Here is a 19,896-nt window from a genome sequence, read left to right as displayed (position 1 = left end):
CGCCCTCCTTCGGCACCCACCCAACTGTCACCGATGCAAAACCCGGCCGTCATCGTCACCCGCGCCGCACAGGCCAAGCCGGCCGGCGCGGCGGTGCGGATGCGCGGCCTCTCCGACCGCGCGATCGCATGGCTGTTCGTCGGCCCGACGATGCTGCTGCTGCTGGCGATCAACATCTTCCCGCTGATCTGGACGATCAAGCTGTCGTTCACCAACTACCGCGCCAACCGGCCGAACGCGGCGGTGGTCGATGTCGGCATCGACAACTACGTGTCGGTGCTGACCGACCCCGACATCTGGCTGGCGATGCAGGCCACCGCCCACTTCCTGTTCTGGACCATCTTCCTGCAGGTGCTGATCGGCTTCTCGCTGGCCTACCTGATCGATCGCAAGTTCCGCGGCCACGGCTTCTGGACCACGATGATCCTGATCCCGATGATGCTGTCGCCCGCGGTGGTCGGCAACTTCTGGGCCTTCCTCTATCAGCCGCAGACCGGCCTGTTCAACTACGCCGTGTCGTACCTCTCGGGCGTTCCGGCGTCGTCGTTCGAGATGATCGGCTCAGTCAAGCTCGCGCCCTGGGCGATCATCATCGTCGACACCTGGATGTGGACGCCCTACGTGATGCTGATCTGCCTCGCCGGGCTGCGATCGATCCCCGACTACATCTACGAGGCGGCCGAAGTCGACCGGGCCTCGAAGTGGCGCCAGTTCTGGTCGATCACGCTGCCGATGGTGCTGCCCTTCATCATGCTGGCAGTGCTGTTCCGCGGCATCGAGAACTTCAAGATGTTCGACATGGTCAACCTGCTGACCTCGGGCGGTCCCGGCTCGGCCACCGAGCTGGCGTCGATCACCCTCAAGCGCGAGGCCTTCGAGAAATGGCGCACCGGCTATTCGTCGGCGTTCGCGATCATCCTTTTCGTGGCGGTGTTCGGCCTGGCGAACATCTACGTCAAGGCGCTCAACCACGTGAAGAACCGCTGAAGGCATCACCATGAGCACYGGCATCAGCACCGCGCACTCCGTCGTCGAACCGAGTTCACGCACCCGGACCTTCGCGGGCGCCATCGTGGTCTTGTACGCCCTGGTCACGATGATCCCGCTGGCCTGGATCATCCTGACCGGCTTCAAGACGCCGCCCGATTCGATCAGCTATCCGCCGAAGGTGCTGTTCACACCCTCACCGCAGGGCTACTGCAACCTCTTCACCACGCGCTCGCGCCAGACGCCCGAATACATCGCCGCGCTGCCGCCGCCGAGCGACATCTGCGACAAGGTGGCGCGCGACGACAACATGGTGGTGGCCGGCCGGTCGAACTACATCCCACGCTTCGTCAACTCGCTGATCATCGCCTTCGGCTCCACCGTGCTGTCGGTCGGCATCGGCGTGATGGCGGCCTACGCCTTCTCGCGCTTCGACGTGCCGCTGAAGGACGACCTGCTGTTCTTCATCCTGTCGACGCGGATGATGCCGCCGATCGCGGTGGCGATCCCGATCTACCTGATGTACCGCGAGCTCGGGCTGTCGGACACGCGCCTGGGCATGATCCTGCTCTACAGCGCGGTCAACGTGTCGCTCGCGGTGTGGCTGCTCAAGGGTTTCATCGACGAGATCCCGCGCGAGTACGAAGAGGCGGCGATGGTCGACGGCTACACGCGGCTGCAGGCCTTTCGCAAAGTGGTGCTGCCGCAGGCCACCACCGGCATCGTCGCCACCTCGATCTTCTGCCTGATCTTCGCCTGGAACGAATACGCCTTCGCGGTGCTGCTGACCTCGGGCACGGCGCAGACCGCGCCGCCCTTCATTCCGATCATCATCGGCGAAGGCGGGCAGGACTGGCCCGCGGTCGCGGCCGGCACCACGCTGTTCCTGATTCCGATCCTGGTGTTCACGATCCTGCTGCGCCGGCACCTGCTGCGCGGCATCACCTTCGGCGCCGTGCGCAAGTAGGAGTGATTTCAGCCATGCCGACCGCCCTGCCCCCGACCGCACCGCGCCGCTGGCCGCGCTGGCTGCGCCGCGGACCGATGGAGATCGTCGCCTGCATCGTGATCACCGCGGGCCTCGTGATGATGCTGCAGCCGCTCGCGATGAGCCTGTTCACCTGGTCGTTCCTGACCACCCTGGTCGGCACCGCGCTGTTCATGGTGGTCTCCAAGTTCCCCGTCTGAGCCATGGCCGAGATCCGCGTCCACCAGCTGCACAAGGCCTTCGCCGACTTCACCGCGGTGAAGAGCTCGAGCTTCACCGTGCGCGACGGCGAGTTCTTCTGCCTGCTCGGTCCCTCGGGCTGCGGCAAGACCACCACGCTGCGGATGATCGCCGGACTCGAGCTGCCGACCTCGGGCCAGATCTTCCTCGGCGACGAGGACGTCAGCTTCAAGCGCGCGTCGGCACGCGACATCGCCTTCGTGTTCCAGATGTTCGCGCTCTATCCGCACATGAACGTGCGGCGCAACATCGGCTTCCCGCTGGTCTCGCAGGGCATGGCGCGCGCCGAGATCGGCCGCCAGGTCGAGCAGGCGGCGCGCACGCTGCGCATCACGCACCTGCTCGACAAGCCGGTCTCTCAGCTGTCGAGCGGCGACCGGCAGCGCGTCGCGCTCGGCCGCGCCATCGTGCGCCAGCCGCTGGCCTTCCTGATGGACGAGCCGCTCGGCGCACTCGACGCCGAGTTCCGCGAAGTGATGTGCCAGGAGCTGCGCGCGCTGCACGACCGGCTGCGCGCCACCACCGTCTACGTGACGCACGACCAGATGGAGGCGATGGCGATGGCCGACGTGATCGCGATCATGAACGACGGCGTGATCGAGCAGCTCGGCGCGCCGCTCGAGGTCTACGAGCGGCCGGCCAGCGTCTTCGTGGCCGACTTCATCGGCGCGCCGTCGATGAACTTCCTGCCCTTCGAGGCGGGCCTCGCGAACGGCGAGCAGGCGATCCGGATCGGTGCCGCGCCGGTCGACGTGCCGGCCTTGCGCGAAGACGTCGCGCCACGGGCCCTGCTGTGCGGCGTGCGGCCCGAACACGTGCGCTTCGACGCGGCATCCGCGTTGCGCGCCGAAGTGCTCGCCACGGAATACCTGGGCACCAGCACGGTCGTGACGCTGGCCACCGCACAGGGCGCGACGGTGCGCGCCAAGGTCGACGTCGCGCTGCCGGTGGCGCGCGGCGACCACGTCGGGCTGGCCTTCGATGCCTCGGCGATCTCGCTGTTCGATGCGGCCTCGGGCCGTGCGCTTCGCACCGCCCGCGACGAGGCCCCGCAGCGAGCCCGGCAGGGAGCGCGCCATGGCTGAGCTTCGACTCGCGAATGTAGGCAAGCGCTTCGGCGCGGTGCAGGCGGTCGACGGCCTGAGCCTGGACATGGCCAGCGGCGAATTCTTCGTGCTGCTGGGCCCGAGCGGCGCCGGCAAGACCACCACGCTGCGCCTGGTGGCCGGCCTCGAACGGCCGGACGCCGGCCGCGTATCGATCGGCGGGCGCGACGTCACCGGCCTGGCGCCGGCGCTGCGCGACGTGGCCTTCGTGTTCCAGCAGTATTCGCTCTATCCGCACCTGAGCGTGTACGACAACCTGGCCTTCCCGCTTCGCTCGCCGCTGCGTCCGGTGCCGGAGACCGAGGTGCGGCGCAAGGTCGAGGACGTGGCGCGCATGCTGCGCATCCACGACAAGCTCAAGAACCCCGCGACCCGGCTCTCGGGCGGCCAGATGCAGCGCGTGGCGATCGGCCGCGCGCTGGTGCGCAGCCCCTCGCTCTACCTGATGGACGAACCGCTGTCCTCGCTCGATGCCAAGCTGCGCAACGACCTGCGGCTCGAACTCAAGCGCATCCAGCAGGACCTCGGCGCCACCCTGCTGTACGTGACGCACGACCAGATCGAGGCCATGACGATGGCCACCCGCATTGGCGTGCTCGACGCCGGCGCGCTGGTGCAGGTCGGCACGCCGCAGCAGATCTACGAGAACCCGAGCAGCGCCCACGTGGCCTCGCGACTCGGCTCGCCGCGCATCAACCTGTTCGCGCGCGCGCTGGTTCCGGCGCTCGACGCGCCGCCGCTTGCGACGACCGTCGGCGTGCGGGCCGAGCACCTGCGGCTGCATCGCCCAAAAGGGGCGAGCACTGCACATCGCCCCGCCCGGGTCCGGCGCATCGAGCGACTGAGCGACCTGCACCTGGTGCACGTCGGCCTCGACGACAGCGAGCAGGAGCTGATCGTCTCGGCGCCCGCGAGCGAGAGCTTCGAGCCGAACGACGCGGTGCAGGTCGAGCTGACGCGCCCGCTCTGGTTCGATGCCGAGGGCCGGCGCATCATCGCCTGAACACGCACACATCATGGGAACGGAGCACGCATGGCCGACATCGAACTGATCCGCAACGCAACCCAGACGCTGATCGACCACGTCGATGAGCTGACCGCGCTCGACCAGGCCATCGGCGACGGCGACCACGGCCTCAACATGCGGCGCGGCGCGCTGGCCATCCAGGCCAAGCTCGACGAACTGGGCGGCCAGTCGCTCAACGAGGCGCTGCGCACGATGGGCATGACCTGCATGTCGACCATCGGCGGTTCCTCGGGTCCGGTGTTCGGCACGCTGATGGTCACGCTCGGCAAGGAGCTGCCCGATCCGCCCACGGCGAGCAGCCTGGCCAGCGCGCTGGACGCGGGCATCAAGGCCCTGACCCGGCTGGGCAAGGCCGAGGTCGGCCAGAAGACCTTGCTCGACGTGCTCGACCCAGTGCGGAGGGTGCTCGCCGAAGGCGGCGGCGACCTGGCCGGCCGGGTCCGCGCATGCGCCTTCACGAGCGCCGACGCCACCGCCGCGATGGATGCCATCAAGGGCCGCGCGTCCTTCCTCGGCGAGCGGGCTCTGGGCCACGTCGACCCGGGCTCGCGCTCGGTGGCACTGATCATCGGCGCGATCTGCGACAGCCTGCAATCGCCCGCCCGACCGACTTCCCTTTCCGCCTGAAAGCGCACCATGAAGAAGCTCATCAACGAGGTCGATTCCCTGCTGTCCGAATCCCTGGACGGCTTCGCGGCCGCGCACGCCGATATCGTGACCCTCGGCGAGGGCGGCCAGTTCGTGCGCCGGCGCGCACCGAAGCCCGGCAAGGTCGCGCTGATCTCGGGCGGCGGTTCGGGGCACGAGCCGCTGCACACCGGCTTCGTCGGCCACGGCATGCTCGATGCGGCCTGTCCGGGCCAGGTGTTCACTTCGCCCACGCCCGACCAGATGCTGGCCGCGGCGCAGGCCGTGGACACCGGCGCCGGCGTGCTGTTCATCGTCAAGAACTATTCCGGCGACATGATGAATTTCCAGATGGCCGCCGAGATGGTCGACTGCGACAACGAGACGGTCATCGTCAATGACGACGTCGCCGTCGAGAACTCGACCTACACGACCGGCCGCCGCGGCGTCGCCGGCACCCTGATCGTCGAGAAGATCGTCGGCGCCGCGGCCGAACGCGGCGATGGCCTGGCGGCGCTCAAGGCGCTCGGGGATTCGGTCAACAAGGCGACGGCTTCGATGGGTGTCGCGCTCAGCTCGTGCACCGTGCCGGCGGCCGGCAAGCCAACCTTCCAGATCGGTCCGGACGAGATGGAGATGGGCGTCGGCATCCACGGCGAGCCCGGCCGGCGCCGGGTCAAGCTGGCGTCGGCCGACGACATCGCGGCCGAGCTCAGCGGCGCGATCCTCAAGGATCTGTCGCTCAAGCCCGGCCAGGAGGTGCTGCTGCTCGTCAACGGCTTCGGCGGCACGCCGCTGATGGAGCTGTACCTGATGGTGCATGCGGTGCGCAGGGTGCTCGACGGCCACCGGCTGAAGGTGGCGCGCCATCTGACGGGCTCCTACGTGACCTCGCTCGAGATGGCGGGCTGCTCGGTCACCGTGAGCGCCATGGATGCCGCGACTTTGGCGCTGTGGGACGCGCCGGTGCATACGGCGGCGCTGCGCTGGGGGATGTAATCCGGGCTTCCGGCGGCTAAAGTCCTAGGAAATCATCCTGGACTTTCCCCTTCATGAAAATTGCCACCTGGAACGTCAACTCCCTCACCGCCCGCCTGCAGCACGTGCTCGACTGGCTGATCGCCAACCCGGTCGACGTCCTGTGCCTACAAGAGCTCAAGATGAGCGACGACAAGTTCCCGCTTGAGGTGCTCAAGGCCGCCGGCTACGATGCGGCCGTGTTCGGACAGAAAACCTACAACGGGGTCGCGATCCTGAGCCTGGCGCCGGCGCGCGACGTGCTGAAGAACATCGGCGGCTTCGCCGACGAGCATTCGCGCGTCATCAGCGCGACCATCGACACACCGGCCGGCGAACTGCGCATCGTCAACGGCTACTTCGTCAACGGACAGGCGCCCGACAGCGACAAGTTCGCCTACAAGATGAAGTGGCTCGAAGGCCTGCACGACTGGCTCGAACAGGAACTGGCCGCCCATCCGAACCTCGTGCTGCTCGGCGATTTCAACGTCGCGCCCGAAGACCGCGACAGCTACGACCCGGTCGGGCTCGCCGAGACCATTCACCACACGACCCAGGAGCGCGACCACTTCAAGGCGCTGCTCGCGCTCGGCCTGACCGACAGCTTCCGCCTGTTCGAGCAGCCGCCGAAGAGCTACTCCTGGTGGGACTACCGCATGCTCGGCTACCAGAAGAATCGCGGGCTGCGCATCGACCACATCCTGGTGAGCGAGCCGCTGGTGCCGCGCGTCAAGGGCTGCGTGATCGACCGCGTGCCGCGCAAGTGGGAGAAGCCCAGTGACCATGCGCCCGTGATCCTGGAGCTCGAACCATGAAAACCACCGCACTGCTGCTTGGCATGGCCGCGGCGCTCGCGCTCGGCGGCTGCGGGGTACTGAAGCCGGACGCCAGGCGGGACGCCGCGTCCCGGGCAGGGCCGAGCAGCGGCGCAGGGCCGTCGGTCGGGGCGTCTGCCGAGCGCCAGATCACGGTCCAGACGCCGGCGGTGCGTGCCTACCGCAAGGTGGGTGCCGCCGCCATCTACAAGAAATATCCGCAACGCATCTACAAGGGCAAGATTCCGCCGCTGGTGTACGCCGTGGTCGTCACCGAGACCGACGTCGATGCCGACGGCCGCGTCACCGCCGTGCACTTCAGCCGGACGCCCAGCCATGCGCCGGAGGTCAGCGGCATGATCGCCGATCTGATCCAGGGCGCGTCGCCGCTGCCGAGCCCGGGCAAGATCGGCGCCCACACCTATGTCGACACCTGGCTGTGGGACAAGAGCGGCCAGTTCCAGCTCGACACGCTGACCCTCGGCCAGCGAAATCGCTAGGATAAGAAATCACCCCCGAAGCGCCTGCGGCGCTGCCCCCTCGAGGGGGCGATACCGGCGGCCCGGCAAAGCCGGTTCCGCGGTATCCCTGGTATCGGACTGCGCCGGTTTGATGCAGCGTCACACGAAGCGAGGAGCGCGGAGACCACGTTCACTCCAGCCCGAGTTCCTGGATCTTGCGCGTGATGGTATTGCGGCCGATGCCGAGCTTCTGAGCCGCCTCGATGCGGCGGCCGCGCGTGCTGGCCAGCGCCGTCAGGATCAGGCGCGACTCGAAGCGACGCGACAGCGCGTCCCAGACGTCGGTGCGACCCGCGGCCAACATGCTTTGCGCCTCGAGTTCCAGGCCACCCTCCCACGCCAATGCCGAAGCTGCGGCGGCAGAAGGCGTCGCAACGGCCGGTAATCCGGCCATCGGCGCGGCGGCCTCGCCCTCGGTCGTCACCGCGACCGGCGCGGCGGCAGCCGCCTGCGGCTGCGCGAGCGCCGTCGCCATCACTTCGGGCGGCAGGTCCTTGGCCTCGATCAGCTGCGCCGGCGCCATCACGGTCAGCCAGTGACAGATGTTCTCGAGCTGGCGCACGTTGCCGGGAAAGCCGAAGCTCGCCAGCTGAGCCAGCGCCGCATCGGAAATACGCTTGGGCTCGACACCCAGCTGCTTGGCGCTTTGCTGCAGGAAGTGCCGCGTGAGCGACGGCACGTCCTCGCCGCGTTCGCGCAGGGCGGGCAATCGCAGACGGATCACGTTGAGCCGATGGAAAAGGTCTTCGCGGAAGCCGCCGAGCTTCACGCGCTGCTCCAGATCCTGGTGGGTCGCCGCGATCACGCGCACGTTGGCCTTGACCGAGTTGTGGCCGCCGACGCGGTAGAAATGGCCGTCGCTGAGCACGCGCAGCAGACGCGTCTGAAGGTCGAAGGGCATGTCGCCGATTTCATCGAGAAACAGCGTTCCGCCCTCCGCCTGCTCGAAGCGGCCGCGCCGCATCGTCTGCGCGCCGGTGAAGGCGCCGCGCTCATGGCCGAACAACTCGCTCTCGAGCAGGTCCTTCGGAATCGCCGCGGTGTTGATCGCGACAAAGGGGCCGGTCGCGCGCGGCGAATGCTTGTGCAGGGCGCGCGCCACCAGTTCCTTGCCGGAGCCCGACTCGCCGGTGATCAGCACCGTGACATTGCTTTGCGACAACCGCCCGATGGCGCGGAACACATCCTGCATCGCCGGCGCCTGTCCCAGCATCTCGGGCGCCGCCGCCATGCGCTCCTCGGCCACTTCCTCGCGCTGGCTCTCGTCGACCGCGCGCCGGATCAGTTCGACCGCGCGCGGCAGGTCGAAGGGCTTCGGCAGGTATTCGAAGGCGCCGCCCTGGAAGGCCGAGACGGCGCTGTCGAGGTCGGAGAAGGCCGTCATGATGATGACCGGCAGGCCCGGATGCTTGGCCTTGATCTTGTCGAGCAGGTCGAGGCCCGAGCCACCGGGCATGCGGATGTCGCTCACCAGGACCTGGGGGCCTTGCGTCTCGTCGTCGGCCGCCGCTTCGAGGGCGGCGAGCACTTCGCGCGTGTTGGTGAAGCTACGGGTCGGCAGGTCTTCGCGCAACAGCGCCTTTTCCAGCACGAAGCGGATTGATTGATCATCATCCACTATCCAGATCGGCTTCATGCAGCTCCTTGTTGCTTGGCTGCTAGGGCAGCGGTATCAGTATCTTGAAATCGGTCCGTCCCGGGACGCTGTCGCACTCGATCACGCCATGATGCTGCTGGACGAAAGTCTGCGCCAGCGTCAATCCCAAGCCAGTCCCGCCTTCCCTGCCCGACACCAGCGGATAGAAAATGCGGTCCTTGATCGCGTCCGGCACGCCCGGTCCGTTGTCGATGACATGCAATTCCAGTGCCAGTCGATACCACTGCTTGTTGAAGATGACCTGGCGCGCGATTCGGGTCTTGAAAGTGATCTGCGCATCGCCCGCGGCACGCCGCTCGGCGAGCGCCTGGGCGGCGTTGTGGACGATGTTGAGCGTGGCCTGGATCAGTTGCTCGCGGTCACCGCGGAACTCCGGGATCGACACATCGAAGTCCCGCTCGATGTGCAGGTCGCGCGGAAACTCCGCCAGGATCACCGAACGCACCCGCTCGCAGACCTCGTGGATGTTGACGTCGCCCACCACGTGAGGGCGCCGGTGCGGCGCCAGCAACCGGTCGACCAGCGTCTGCAGCCGGTCGGCCTCGTGGATGATGACCTGCGTGTACTCGATCAGGTCGCGCGACTCGACCTCCATCTGCAGCAGCTGCGCCGCGCCGCGGATACCGCCGAGCGGGTTCTTGATCTCGTGCGCGAGGTTGCGGATCAGCTCCTTGTTGGCCTGCGCCTGGTCGAGCAGCCGTTCTTCGCGGTCCTGCCGCACCTGTTGCTCGAGCGGCGTCAGCTCGATGATGAGTTCACCGGCCTTGTCGCTCTGCGCCAGCGTCACCAGCACCGGCATCAGGTCGTGGTTGACGCGCCGCAACAGGGCCTCGTAGCGCAGCGTGGCGAAATCGTTGCTGCGGGCGCCGTCGATCGCGGTTCGCAGCACCTGGGGCTCATGGAAGCAGGCGCCGAACTGCGAGCCCTCGAGCGTGCGGCGCGAGGTGCCCAGCGCATCCTCGAGGCCCGAATTGGCGAACAGCACCGAGCCGTCCGCCCGCACCACCGCGATAAGCGTCGACAGCAGGTCGAAAGCCTGGAAGCGCTTGCCCGGCCCCGCCGATTTGCCAAAAGCCATGATTTTTGAGTGAGTCTTTTCGTGGAACACCGCGGAACCGGCTTCGCCGGGCCGCTGGTGTTGCCCCCGGAGAGGGGGTGGGCGGCTACACGCGGTGAGCCAACCTGGGGGTGAACTTCATCTCGGAAGGCGGCCGATCTCGCGCTGCAGGCCTGCGATGTCGCTCTCGTTGCGCGCGAGCTCGGCCTTCATTTCCGACACCCGGTCGAGATACTTCTGGTAGTTCTTGCTCTCGCTGCCCTGCTTCTCGGGCTCGCCGTTGTTGTATTCCTTGAGCAGCTGGGCCTGCCGCTCCTGCGCCTTGCGCAATTCGGCCTCGAGCACCGAGCGGGCCTCGCCGTCGCGTGCGCGCTGATCGACGCCGTCGACCCGCGGACTGCCCGCCGGCGCCCGCACCGCCGCGCCGGGAGCCGCCGAGGCGACCGGCCGCGTGCCCTGCACGATGGTCAGGTTGCCGCCTTCCATCACCTTGCAGCCGCGCTGCTGGGCGATGACCGCGTTGTTGGTGTATTCGTTGCCGCAGCGCCAGACGCGCTCTTGCTGCGCCTGGGCCTGCAAGGGCACGCCGGCCGCCGCCAGGGCGGTCAGCAGGAAAACAGAGAGGGTCTTCATGGTCTTGAGTTAGTGCGCCGCAAAACGGCATTTTCATGCAATTCGAAACCGATCCGGCCCAGATGTTCCCTCCCAATGAAAAAGGACGGCCGAGGCCGTCCTTTTTTGATTCCAATCAGTTGAGGACAGAGCAAAAACTGCTGCGCAGTTTCTTGGTCTGTCCCGCAAGGCCTCACAGGGAGTAATACATGTCGAACTCGACCGGATGGGTCGCCATCCGGAAGCGCGTGACTTCCTGCATCTTGAGGTCGATGTAGGCATCGATGTACGAATCGGTGAACACGCCGCCCTTGGTCAGGAAAGCACGGTCCTTGTCGAGGTACTCGAGCGCCTGGTCGAGGCTGTGGCAGACGGTCGGGATCAGCGCGTCTTCTTCCGGCGGCAGATGGTAGAGATCCTTGCTGGCGGCTTCGCCCGGATGGATCTTGTTTTCCACGCCGTCGAGGCCGGCCATCAGCAGCGCCGCGAAGCCGAGGTACGGATTCATCAGCGGATCGGGGAAGCGCGCTTCGACGCGGCGGCCCTTCGGGTTCGCCACGAATGGAATGCGGATCGAGGCCGAGCGGTTCTTGGCCGAGTAGGCCAGCTTCACCGGGGCTTCGAAGCCGGGCACCAGGCGCTTGTAGCTGTTGGTGCCGGGGTTCGTGATGGCGTTCAGCGCGCGGGCGTGCTTGATGATGCCGCCGATGTAGTGCAGCGCGAAGTCGCTCAGGCCGGCATAGCCGTCGCCGGCGAACAGGTTCTTGCCGTCCTTCCAGACCGACTGGTGCACGTGCATGCCCGAGCCGTTGTCGCCGACGATCGGCTTGGGCATGAAGGTGGCGGTCTTGCCGTAGGCGTGGGCCACGTTGTGGATCACGTACTTCTGCAGCTGGACCCAGTCGGCGCGCTGGATCAGCGTGCTGAACTTGGTGCCGATTTCCATCTGGCCGGCGTTGGCCACTTCATGGTGATGCACTTCGACCGGGATGCCGAGCGACTCGAGCACCAGGCACATCTCGGAACGCATGTCCTGGAAGCTGTCGACCGGCGGTACCGGGAAGTAGCCGCCCTTGACCGCCGGACGGTGGCCGGTGTTGCCGTGCTCGAATTCCTTGCCGGTATTCCAGGCCGCTTCCTCGGACTCGATCTTGACCGAGCAGCCCGACATGTCGTTCTGCCAGCGCACGCCGTCGAACACGAAGAATTCGGGTTCCGGTCCGAAGAAGGCGGTGTCGCCCAGGCCCGAGGCCTTCATGTAGGCTTCGGCGCGCTTGGCCAGCGAGCGCGGGTCGCGTTCGTAGGGCTTGCCATCCGTCGGATCGACCACGTCGCAGGTCAGGATCAGCGTCGTTTCCTCGAAGAAAGGATCGATGTTGGCCGTGTTGGGATCGGGCATGAGTTGCATGTCCGACGCTTCGATGCCCTTCCAACCGGCGATCGAGGAGCCATCGAAGGCGTGGCCCGACGTGAACTTGTCTTCATCGAAATGCGAGACGGGCACGGTCACGTGCTGCTCCTTGCCGCGCGTGTCGGTGAAGCGGAAATCGACGAACTTGACCTCGTTTTCCTTCACGAGTTTGAGTACGTCGGCGACGGTCTTGGCCATCAGGTTCTCCTTGGTATGGACAGGGTTGGTAGTACGGGAATCGGGAATGCAGTTTCTATGCCATTGTCACTGCCGCGAGCGGGGCCTTGGCGCCCTTGCAGGCACCCAAAACAAGGCAATTTGTAACCACTTTGGTGCGCTTCGCCTCAACGCACCATTTCGGGGCCAAGTCGCGCCTCAAAACCGTGCAGGCCCGCGAGCAACTGCGCGTAGGCGGCCTCGATCAGGCTCGCGTCGCCCTTGACGCCGAGTTCGATATGGCGCCCGTGCTGCGGATGGTCGACGCTCGGCAGGCTGAACACCTTGATCCCTGCGTGGTCCCGCTCGACGGCTTCCATGAGCGGGGTCAGCGCGGCCTCCATCGCGCCATAGACGATCACCGATTTCTCGGCGGCGCGGCCGCGCGCGAACAGTTCGGCATAGCGGCCGTCCAGCACCGACTCGATCATCGGCCAGGCCATCACCGGGAAGCCGGGTACGAAGTGCACGTCGCCGACGCTGAAGCCCGGGATCTTGTTGTAGGTGTTGGGAATGATGCGGGCGCCCAACGGGAACACGCCCATGTTGAGCCGATGGATGTTGTCCGGACGGTCGGGCTCGTAGACCGTGCCCTGCTCGCGCGCCGTGTCCTGCATGCGCTCGCGGATCAGCAACTCGGCCTCGGGGTGCAGCGCCAGCGGCACGCCCAGCGCCGCCGCCGCGCACTGGCGCGTGTGGTCGTCGGGCGTGGCGCCGATGCCGCCGGTGGAGAACACGATGTCTCCCGATGCGAAGGCGCGACCCAGCGCCGCGGTGATGCGAACAGGCACGTCGCCCACGTACTCCGCCCAGCCGAGCTCGAGCCCGCGCGCGGCGAGCAGCTCGATGACCTTGGGCATGTGCTTGTCGACGCGCTTGCCCGACAGGATTTCGTCACCGACGACGATCAGACCGAAAGAACGACTCATGGCGCACTCCATTGGCTCGCGGCCGCGCTGGCATCCGCCAGCTCGGCCGTGGAAGCTGACACGGCGGCCGCCGCCCGCTGCGCACGCAGTTGGGCCAGGGCATCCAGGCAGTAGTGCGCGAACCACAACGCCGAGAAGGCGAACACCAGCGTATAGATCCAGATCGCGAGCGGCGCCAGCACGAAGAAGGCGGCGGCGAACAGCAGGCCCGAGGCCCAGACGATGCTCGGCGCCGCGCCGAGATAGCCGCACAGCACGCCGATGCCGAGCAGGGGCAGCCGGTGCGTGCGCAGCAGCGTGTCGCGCTCCTCCGGACTCGCATGCTCGGCCAGGGCATCGAAGCTCATCACGCGGTAGGTCAGCCAGCCCCAGATCAGCGGCGGAAGAATGAGCACCAGCGGCGGGATCAGCCAAAGCGGCATCGACACCACCAGCGCCAGCAGCGCCAGCACCGTCAGCCCGATCGAGCGGGCCATGCTGCCGAAGAAGGAAGCCCCCTTCTTCTGTTCCAGGGTCGCGAAGCGCCGCTCGGCCACCAGGCGTGTCAGCGCCGGCGCCATGACGCCCGCCACGACCAGCAGCGACACCACCACGAGCAGCGGCGTGGCGGCGAAGACGACGACCAGCGGCGCCAGCATGGCCGTGACGTCGCCCGAGAAAAAATGTCCGATCCAGGCCCAGAAACCGGCCAGCAGGGGCCAGGCGTCGAGCGCCGCGCGGGTCCAGGTGACCGCGGCATCCCAATAGAAATAGCCGAACACCGCCGCCAGCGCGACCATGAGGCCGAGCGGCAGCAGCGACAGCACGATCACCCGCGGGTGCAGGCAATAGGCGACCGATCGCCAGAAGGAATCGAGGAGAAGACGCATCGGGTGCCGAGGATAACCTCAGCCCTTGCCGGCCAGGCGGCGCAGCCCGAGCCATTGCTGGGCCCAGAAGCCGCGACCGTAGTCCCGCACCCGGCCGCGCTCGTCGGGCTCGACCTGGTCGCGGATGCCGGTGGCGTCGTAGCGGTCTTCGAAGTTCGCCGTTCGCAGGAGCATGTCCCACCACGGAAGCAGCACGCCGAAGTTGTGGCCGCCCAGCGTCTTGGGCCCCCCGGACTCGTGGCCGATGCCGATGCTGTGGTGCACGCGGTGAAAGCGCGGGCTGATCCACAGGCGTTCGCCGAGAGCGCCGAAGCCGATGCGCAGATTGGCGTGCTGCAGGCTCTCGCTGAGCTGCGTGAAGGCGACGATCGCGATGAACTGTCCCGGCGCCACGCCGATCAGCTGCGCGACGACGACGATGATCGCGTCGTGGATCAGGTCGTCCAGCAGATGGTTGCGGTTGTCGCTCCACATCGTCATCTGGCGCTGCGAGTGGTGCAGCGAATGCAGCGCCCACCACCAGCGGAAGCGGTGCTGGCCGCGGTGGATCAGGTACTCGACCCCGTCCAGCACCACCAGGTAGATCAGGAACGCGATCCACGGCACGTCGGTCACGCCGGGCCAGAGTTCGTCCAGGTGCACCGAGCCCCAACCGGCCCCGCGCACCATGCCCAGCAGGTCGTCGAAGAGCGGGTCCACGGCGAAGAACATCGCCAGCCGGAACAGGCCGAGCCGGTGGATCAGCGTGTAGATGACGTCGGTGCGGATCGCACGCCGGTCGACCACCGGCTCGACCGGCCGCCAGCGCTGCAGCGGGCCGATCACGGCGACCAGCACGGCGATCTGGATCAGGCCGACCAGCAGCCAGCCGGTGGCGTCGAAGGCGTCCTCGACCCGGCCGCCGAGCCCGATGGCGTAGACCAGCGGCTGCACCGCCGTCTCGAACAGCCATTGCTGCAAGGTCGCGAATTGATCGGTGAGCCAGTCCATCGGCGTGCGGTTCCGGTCGAGGGCCGAAGGTTCAGGAATGGGCCGCGATCCAGCCGCGATAGGCCGGATGCTGCCGCAGCGTCTCGAAGCAGTAGCCCTTGATCTTGAGCCCGGCGATCAGCGGCTCCAGGTCGGCCGGCGCCCAAGGGTCCTTGCGCGACCAGATGCCCAGGTGCGCGAGCAGGATGTCGCCAGGCTGGATCTTGTCGAGCGCCTGCGCCAGCAGCCGCTCGTTGCTGAACGTCTCGCTCGGCAGTTCGTCGCCGAGGAAGCCCGCCGGCGCCCAGCCCACGTGCTCGTAGCCGCAGGCCTTGGCCGCCGCGAGCAGCCGCGGCGAGGTCTTGCCGCCCGGCGCGCGGAACAGCGGCAGCGGCTTCTTGCCCGTGATGAGCTGCAGCCGCTCGGCGGACTTGGCGATGTTGGCGCAGTACTGCACCGCATCCCAGGTGAACTCGCGGCCGGCGAAGGCGCCGGCCGTGGGGCGGATTCGGAAGCGCGGCTCGACGCCCTTGACATCGCCCCGCCAATAGGCGTGGTCGTAGGTGTGGGAGGCGAATTCGTGGCCCTCGGCCCCCCTCGCCTTCCACCACGGCGCCCAATGATTGTCCAGGCTGTCGCCGTCGGTCTGCGTGCGCTCGGCGGCGGCGAAGAAGGTCACGCGCACGTCCTGGCGCTTGAGCACTTCGGCCACCAGCGGGGCGATGCCCATGTGGCCGGTGTCGAAGGTCAGGTAGACCGGCTTGGCGCAGCCCTGGGCCCACGCCGCGCCGGACGCGGCGCCGGCCGCGACCAGCAGCCAGGCCGAGGCGACCCTACGATTTCGCATGGTCGAGCGTCCAGACGCCGTGCGGCGAACGCCCGACGTTGACCTGCCGCACCACCTTGCGGCTCGCCAGGTCGACCACGCTGAGCTTCTTGGCCCAGCGGGAGGTCACGTAGAGCGTCTTGCCGTCGGCCGAGACATCCATGCAGTCGGGTCCGCCCGGCACCGGGTAGGTGTCGGTGACCTGCAGCGTCTGAAGGTCGATCCGGCTGATCGTGTTGGCCACGCGGTTGCTGACGAAGACGCTGCGGCCGTCGCCGGCCGAACGGAAGGCATGGGCGCCCTTGCCGGTCGAAATCTTGCCGACCAGCAAGGGCCGCGCGCCGGCGACATCGAACACCTGCACGCCGTCGCTCCCGGTCAGGCCGACCAGCAGCGTCTTGCCGTCGTGGAGGCCGAAGATGTCGGCCGGCATCGGGCCGGTGGCCGTGCGCCAGCGGATGGTCTGCGTGGCCAGGTCGACCGCGATCAACTCGTCGCTGTCCTGCATCGAGACATAGGCCGTGGTGCTCTTGCCGTCGATCCAGATGTGGCTGGGCGTCTTGCCGGTCGGAATGCGCTTGACAAGCTTGGGCTCCTTGCCGTCCCAGCGGTAGAGGTCGACGTGGTTCAGGCGATTGCCCGCGGTGACGAACCACTTCATGTCCGGAGAGAAGCGCAGGTGGTAGGGATCGATGATGCCGTAGACCACGCGCTGGACCTCGGCCGTGCGCGGGTTCAGGAAGGTCAACGAGTCGCCGGCGGAGTTGGCGACGATCACCGACTGCTCGTCAGGCGTCAGGTAGAGGTGGTGCGGCTCCTTGCCGGTCGGAATACGCACCTTTTCGGTCCAGCCCGTCGGCTCGATCACGCTCACGGTGGCGTCGAGGGAGTTGAGCACGAAGATCGGAGGCGGTTCGGCCGCCTGCGACGAAAGCGACGCGCCAACAAACAAAAAGGCCGCGAAACGGCCTGTGAGGGAGGAGATGGAGCGCAAGGGGGAGATTCCGAAGGAGGATTTCAGATCTTAACGGTCGACCCCGACGGTTGGCTGACCGGCACGCGAAGTTCGCAGCGCTTCCACCTCTTCGGCCCGCAGCCAGCGCCACTGGCCCGGCAGCAGGTCCTCGGACAGCGCCAGCTGGCCGATGCGCGAGCGGTGCAGCCCCTCGACCCGGTTGCCCACGGCCGCCAGCATGCGCTTGACCTGGTGGTACTTGCCTTCGGTGAGCGTCAGGCTCAGGTTCAGCGGCCCGGCGAGTTCGCAGGCCGCGGCCCGCACCGGCTTCGGGTCGTCGTCCAGCACCACGCCGGCCAGCAGGCGCTCGACCTGGTTCGGGTCGACCGGGTGCTTGGTCGTCACCTCGTAGACCTTCGGCACGTGGTGCTTCGGCGACCCCATCCGGTGAATGAACTGGCCGTCGTCGGTCAGGAGCAGCAGGCCCGTGGTGTCCTGGTCGAGCCGTCCGATCGCCTGCACGCCCTGGACCGCCCCCTTGTTCGGCCGCAGGCGCAAAGGAGACGGCAGCAGCGTGTAGATGCTCGGGTAGGTCGAAGGCTTCTGGGAGCACTCGGTGCCGGCCGGCTTGTGCAGCATCAGGTAGGCCTTCTCGTGGTACTCCCAGGCCGCGCCCTGGACCGTGAAGCGCAGGCCCTCGGTGGCGAAGTCCTCGCCGGGATCGGTGACCGCGGTGCCGCCAACCGACACGAAGCCCTGCTGCACGAGGCCGGCGCAGACCCGGCGCGTGCCGAAGCCCTGGGTATAGAGGATTTCTTCGAGACGCATCAGTAACCCAGCGCCAGGCCGGTGTTGCGGCGCGGGTCGTTGGCGCCGTAGAAACGATTGGCGCCCACCGGCTTGCCGCCCAGCGAGGGCGCGCCGACGATGATCGCCGTCAGGTGGTTGGCGGGCTGCGCCTCGCCGAGGTTGTGGCCCATGCCGACCAGGATCTTGCGAGTGTCGGGCGAGAGCGCGAAAGGCTCGACGTTGGTCACGTCCGGCAGCCATTGCTGGTGAAAGCGCGGCGCGTCCACGGCTTCCTGCACATCCATGCCGTAGTCGACCACGTTGAGGATGCTGTGCAGTACCGTGGTGATGATCCGGCTGCCGCCCGGCGTGCCGACCACGAACACCGGCCGGCCGTCCTTGGTGAGGATGGTCGGGCTCATCGAGCTCAGCGGCCGCTTGGCCGGCGCAATGGCGTTGGCTTCGCCCTGGATCAGGCCGTACATGTTGGGCTCGCCGATCTTCGCCGTGAAGTCGTCCATCTCGTTGTTGAGCAGCACGCCCGTGCCTGCCGCCGTGACCTTGGCGCCGAACCAGTCGTTCAGGGTGTAGGTCACCGCCACCGCGTTGCCCCATTGGTCGAGGATCGAATAGTGCGTCGTGTTGCTGCCCTCATGCGGCGCGACGCCCGGCTTGATGTCCTTGGAGACGCCGGCCCTGGTCGGATCGATGACACCGCGGACCTTCTCGGCATAGTGCTTGTCGATCAGGCGATCGACGGGGTTCTGCACGAAATCCGGGTCGCCCAGATAGCTGTTGCGGTCGACGTAGGCATGGCGCATGGCTTCGATCTGGTAGTGCACCGCCTGCGCCGATCGGAAGCCCAGTTCCTTGAGCGGATAGCCTTCGAGGATGTTGAGCATCTCGCAGATCGCCACGCCGCCCGAACTCGGCGGCGGCGCCGAGATCACCCGATAGCCGCGGTAGCCGCATTCGATCGGCACCAGTTCACGCGTCTTGTACTGGTCGAGGTCGGCCTGCGTGATCAGCCCCTTGCCCGCCCGGCTGGAGGCCACGATCGCGCTTCCCACCGGCCCCTTGTAGAAGCCGTCGGGGCCGTTGCGGCTGATCGCCTTGAGCGTCCTTGCGAGATCTGTCTGGACCAGCTTCTGGCCGACCGCGAAGGGCTCGCCCTTGCGCAGGAAGATCGCAGCCGAGGCCGGGTCCTTGCCGAAATCCGTCGTGGCAGTCGCCAGCATGTCGATGTCGCCCCGCTGGAGCACGAAACCGCGCTCGGCCAACGCGATCGACGGCGCGATCAGCACGCCCCGCTTCATGGTGCCGTAGCGCTCGCGCGCCCATTCGAGGCCGGAAACCGTGCCCGGGACGCCGACCGCAAGATGCCCGCGGGTGCTCAGGCCCGCGACGACCTTGCCATCCTTGTCGAGATACATGTCGGCCGTCGCGGCCAGCGGCGCCTTCTCGCGGAAATCGAGAAAGGTCCTGCGGCCGTCGGCGAGTTGCACGGTCATGAACCCGCCGCCGCCGAGATTGCCGGCCGCCGGATAGACCACCGCGAGTGCATAGCCCACGGCCACCGCCGCGTCGATCGCGTTGCCGCCGCGCTTGAGCACCTTGACGCCGACCTGGGTCGCCAGGTGCTGCGCGCTCACGACCATGCCGTTCTCGGCGGCGACCGGGGCCTGGGAGGCGGCCGGCGCAGCCGCGCCAGACAGTGCGAACACCGCGGCGACAACCAGGCGAAGCGCCGAGGTCCACTGAATCTGTTGCATCGAACTTGTCCCCATGGGCCGCCCGGGCCTCTGTGCACGGGACCGCGTTGAGGGTTTGGAACGCAAACGCGGCGCCGATGCAAAATGCATCGGCGCCGCCTTCTTGTATGGTGGAGCTGGGGGGATTTGAACCCCCGTCCGCAAGCCTTCTTCGCGCAGATCTACATGTTTAGCGGTCTGATTTAAGTCTCGCCACCGGTGTCGCGCAGTCGCACGCTACACCGGCCGCCAGCACCCTATTTTCTCGTCCCGACCCAAGGTACCCGGATCGGAGCCAGCCCATGTAGATTATCTTTGCAGCCGGGAGGCGTCAGATTGCTCTAGCGCCCCCTTGCCCAGCCCATCGGCCTGCTGTTGCAAAGCTCACCGGCAATTAAGCGGCGAGTGCGAAACGTTCGTCGTTTGCAGTTAGTTTGTTTGAATCTGTTTTACGAGCGCATTCAGCTCGACATGCCCCGCTGCGATTCCGAACCCACGTCGAAACCAGTGCAGCCCCAAGTGAGCTA

At 67.2% G+C, this 19,896-nt stretch carries 20 protein-coding genes and 1 other RNA gene; 9 read left to right on the top strand and 12 right to left on the bottom strand.

The features are described 5' to 3' along the window. Nucleotides 1–33: 33 nt before the first annotated feature. The 9 genes from AC1DYK_RS24800 to AC1DYK_RS24760 are packed head-to-tail and all read left to right on the top strand — an operon-like array spanning nt 34 to nt 7,307. Nucleotides 34–987: a carbohydrate ABC transporter permease gene (locus tag AC1DYK_RS24800; protein WP_478168692.1), complete on the top strand. Its 954-nt coding sequence runs from the start codon at nt 34–36 to the stop codon at nt 985–987. Between the two features lie 10 nt (nt 988–997). Beyond that, nucleotides 998–1,954 carry a carbohydrate ABC transporter permease gene (locus AC1DYK_RS24795; protein WP_478168691.1) on the top strand — a complete coding sequence of 319 codons (957 nt, stop codon included), beginning with the start codon at nt 998–1,000 and terminating at the stop codon, nt 1,952–1,954. 14 nt (nt 1,955–1,968) lie between these two features. Beyond that, nucleotides 1,969–2,175, top strand: coding sequence for a hypothetical protein (locus AC1DYK_RS24790; RefSeq protein ID WP_478168690.1), 207 nt, complete (start codon nt 1,969–1,971; stop codon nt 2,173–2,175). Between the two features lie 3 nt (nt 2,176–2,178). After that, nucleotides 2,179–3,300, top strand: a complete 1,122-nt coding sequence (locus tag AC1DYK_RS24785; RefSeq protein ID WP_478168689.1) for an ABC transporter ATP-binding protein — start codon at nt 2,179–2,181, stop codon at nt 3,298–3,300. Beyond that, on the top strand, nt 3,293–4,324 hold the full coding sequence (locus AC1DYK_RS24780; protein WP_478168688.1) for an ABC transporter ATP-binding protein: 1,032 nt from the start codon (nt 3,293–3,295) through the stop codon (nt 4,322–4,324). The genes AC1DYK_RS24785 and AC1DYK_RS24780 overlap by 8 nt, the downstream gene beginning before the upstream one ends. Before the next feature lie 30 nt (nt 4,325–4,354). Continuing rightward, on the top strand, nt 4,355–4,975 hold the full coding sequence (gene dhaL, locus AC1DYK_RS24775; RefSeq protein WP_478168687.1) for a dihydroxyacetone kinase subunit DhaL: 621 nt from the start codon (nt 4,355–4,357) through the stop codon (nt 4,973–4,975). Nucleotides 4,976–4,984: 9 nt separating this feature from the next. Then, on the top strand, nt 4,985–5,974 hold the full coding sequence (dhaK, locus tag AC1DYK_RS24770; RefSeq protein ID WP_478168686.1) for a dihydroxyacetone kinase subunit DhaK: 990 nt from the start codon (nt 4,985–4,987) through the stop codon (nt 5,972–5,974). A 53-nt stretch (nt 5,975–6,027) separates the two neighbouring features. Beyond that, entirely contained in the window at nt 6,028–6,807 is a 780-nt protein-coding gene (xth, locus tag AC1DYK_RS24765; RefSeq protein WP_478168685.1) for an exodeoxyribonuclease III, read from the top strand. Then, complete coding sequence (locus AC1DYK_RS24760) at nt 6,804–7,307, top strand: hypothetical protein (RefSeq protein WP_478168684.1); 504 nt, start codon at nt 6,804–6,806, stop codon at nt 7,305–7,307. Before xth ends, AC1DYK_RS24760 begins: the two co-directional genes overlap by 4 nt. 151 nt (nt 7,308–7,458) lie before the next feature. On the opposite strand, the gene ntrC is transcribed toward AC1DYK_RS24760, so the two are convergent. The 12 genes from ntrC to ssrA all read right to left on the bottom strand — a co-directional run bounded on the left by ntrC (nt 7,459) and on the right by ssrA (nt 19,886). After that, complete coding sequence (gene ntrC / locus AC1DYK_RS24755) at nt 7,459–8,964, bottom strand: nitrogen regulation protein NR(I) (RefSeq protein WP_478168683.1); 1,506 nt, start codon at nt 8,962–8,964, stop codon at nt 7,459–7,461. 22 nt (nt 8,965–8,986) lie between these two features. Beyond that, entirely contained in the window at nt 8,987–10,063 is a 1,077-nt protein-coding gene (glnL, locus tag AC1DYK_RS24750) for a nitrogen regulation protein NR(II) (protein ID WP_478168682.1), read from the bottom strand. A 117-nt stretch (nt 10,064–10,180) separates the two neighbouring features. Further along, nucleotides 10,181–10,675: a hypothetical protein gene (locus AC1DYK_RS24745; RefSeq protein ID WP_478168681.1), complete on the bottom strand. Its 495-nt coding sequence runs from the start codon at nt 10,673–10,675 to the stop codon at nt 10,181–10,183. A 172-nt stretch (nt 10,676–10,847) separates the two neighbouring features. Beyond that, nucleotides 10,848–12,263: a type I glutamate--ammonia ligase gene (gene glnA / locus AC1DYK_RS24740; RefSeq protein WP_442281615.1), complete on the bottom strand. Its 1,416-nt coding sequence runs from the start codon at nt 12,261–12,263 to the stop codon at nt 10,848–10,850. A gap of 146 nt (nt 12,264–12,409) precedes the next feature. Further along, on the bottom strand, nt 12,410–13,210 hold the full coding sequence (locus AC1DYK_RS24735) for a competence/damage-inducible protein A (RefSeq protein WP_478168680.1): 801 nt from the start codon (nt 13,208–13,210) through the stop codon (nt 12,410–12,412). Continuing rightward, complete coding sequence (locus AC1DYK_RS24730; RefSeq protein WP_478168679.1) at nt 13,207–14,079, bottom strand: EI24 domain-containing protein; 873 nt, start codon at nt 14,077–14,079, stop codon at nt 13,207–13,209. Before AC1DYK_RS24730 ends, AC1DYK_RS24735 begins: the two co-directional genes overlap by 4 nt. Before the next feature lie 18 nt (nt 14,080–14,097). Next, nucleotides 14,098–15,069: a sterol desaturase family protein gene (locus AC1DYK_RS24725; RefSeq protein WP_478168678.1), complete on the bottom strand. Its 972-nt coding sequence runs from the start codon at nt 15,067–15,069 to the stop codon at nt 14,098–14,100. A gap of 31 nt (nt 15,070–15,100) precedes the next feature. After that, nucleotides 15,101–15,895: a polysaccharide deacetylase family protein gene (locus AC1DYK_RS24720; RefSeq protein WP_478168677.1), complete on the bottom strand. Its 795-nt coding sequence runs from the start codon at nt 15,893–15,895 to the stop codon at nt 15,101–15,103. Next, nucleotides 15,882–16,859 carry a YncE family protein gene (locus AC1DYK_RS24715; protein ID WP_478168733.1) on the bottom strand — a complete coding sequence of 326 codons (978 nt, stop codon included), beginning with the start codon at nt 16,857–16,859 and terminating at the stop codon, nt 15,882–15,884. Before AC1DYK_RS24715 ends, AC1DYK_RS24720 begins: the two co-directional genes overlap by 14 nt. A 39-nt stretch (nt 16,860–16,898) precedes the next feature. Beyond that, entirely contained in the window at nt 16,899–17,657 is a 759-nt protein-coding gene (locus tag AC1DYK_RS24710) for a pseudouridine synthase (RefSeq protein ID WP_478168676.1), read from the bottom strand. Then, nucleotides 17,657–19,390 carry a gamma-glutamyltransferase gene (ggt, locus tag AC1DYK_RS24705; RefSeq protein ID WP_478168675.1) on the bottom strand — a complete coding sequence of 578 codons (1,734 nt, stop codon included), beginning with the start codon at nt 19,388–19,390 and terminating at the stop codon, nt 17,657–17,659. The genes AC1DYK_RS24710 and ggt overlap by 1 nt, the downstream gene beginning before the upstream one ends. A gap of 108 nt (nt 19,391–19,498) precedes the next feature. Next, nucleotides 19,499–19,886, bottom strand: a transfer-messenger RNA (tmRNA) gene (gene ssrA / locus AC1DYK_RS24700). Nucleotides 19,887–19,896 lie beyond the last annotated feature (10 nt).

It is taken from the genome of Variovorax sp. P2_H12, assembly GCF_056403395.1.
Note: the sequence above shows the minus strand (reverse complement) of the source record. Positions and strands in the feature narration are given on the sequence as shown.

What these genes read in the sequence shown, in the direction of transcription:
- AC1DYK_RS24800 (WP_478168692.1), top strand. Translation starts at nt 34, where the DNA reads ATGCAAAACCCGGCCGTCATCGTCACCCGCGCCGCACAGGCCAAGCCG.
- AC1DYK_RS24790 (WP_478168690.1), top strand. Translation starts at nt 1,969, where the DNA reads ATGCCGACCGCCCTGCCCCCGACCGCACCGCGCCGCTGGCCGCGCTGG.
- AC1DYK_RS24785 (WP_478168689.1), top strand. Translation starts at nt 2,179, where the DNA reads ATGGCCGAGATCCGCGTCCACCAGCTGCACAAGGCCTTCGCCGACTTC.
- AC1DYK_RS24780 (WP_478168688.1), top strand. Translation starts at nt 3,293, where the DNA reads ATGGCTGAGCTTCGACTCGCGAATGTAGGCAAGCGCTTCGGCGCGGTG.
- dhaL (WP_478168687.1), top strand. Translation starts at nt 4,355, where the DNA reads ATGGCCGACATCGAACTGATCCGCAACGCAACCCAGACGCTGATCGAC.
- dhaK (WP_478168686.1), top strand. Translation starts at nt 4,985, where the DNA reads ATGAAGAAGCTCATCAACGAGGTCGATTCCCTGCTGTCCGAATCCCTG.
- xth (WP_478168685.1), top strand. Translation starts at nt 6,028, where the DNA reads ATGAAAATTGCCACCTGGAACGTCAACTCCCTCACCGCCCGCCTGCAG.
- AC1DYK_RS24760 (WP_478168684.1), top strand. Translation starts at nt 6,804, where the DNA reads ATGAAAACCACCGCACTGCTGCTTGGCATGGCCGCGGCGCTCGCGCTC.
- ntrC (WP_478168683.1), bottom strand. Translation starts at nt 8,964, where the DNA reads ATGAAGCCGATCTGGATAGTGGATGATGATCAATCAATCCGCTTCGTG.
- glnL (WP_478168682.1), bottom strand. Translation starts at nt 10,063, where the DNA reads ATGGCTTTTGGCAAATCGGCGGGGCCGGGCAAGCGCTTCCAGGCTTTC.
- AC1DYK_RS24745 (WP_478168681.1), bottom strand. Translation starts at nt 10,675, where the DNA reads ATGAAGACCCTCTCTGTTTTCCTGCTGACCGCCCTGGCGGCGGCCGGC.
- glnA (WP_442281615.1), bottom strand. Translation starts at nt 12,263, where the DNA reads ATGGCCAAGACCGTCGCCGACGTACTCAAACTCGTGAAGGAAAACGAG.
- AC1DYK_RS24735 (WP_478168680.1), bottom strand. Translation starts at nt 13,210, where the DNA reads ATGAGTCGTTCTTTCGGTCTGATCGTCGTCGGTGACGAAATCCTGTCG.
- AC1DYK_RS24730 (WP_478168679.1), bottom strand. Translation starts at nt 14,079, where the DNA reads ATGCGTCTTCTCCTCGATTCCTTCTGGCGATCGGTCGCCTATTGCCTG.
- AC1DYK_RS24725 (WP_478168678.1), bottom strand. Translation starts at nt 15,069, where the DNA reads ATGGACTGGCTCACCGATCAATTCGCGACCTTGCAGCAATGGCTGTTC.
- AC1DYK_RS24720 (WP_478168677.1), bottom strand. Translation starts at nt 15,895, where the DNA reads ATGCGAAATCGTAGGGTCGCCTCGGCCTGGCTGCTGGTCGCGGCCGGC.
- AC1DYK_RS24710 (WP_478168676.1), bottom strand. Translation starts at nt 17,657, where the DNA reads ATGCGTCTCGAAGAAATCCTCTATACCCAGGGCTTCGGCACGCGCCGG.
- ggt (WP_478168675.1), bottom strand. Translation starts at nt 19,390, where the DNA reads ATGCAACAGATTCAGTGGACCTCGGCGCTTCGCCTGGTTGTCGCCGCG.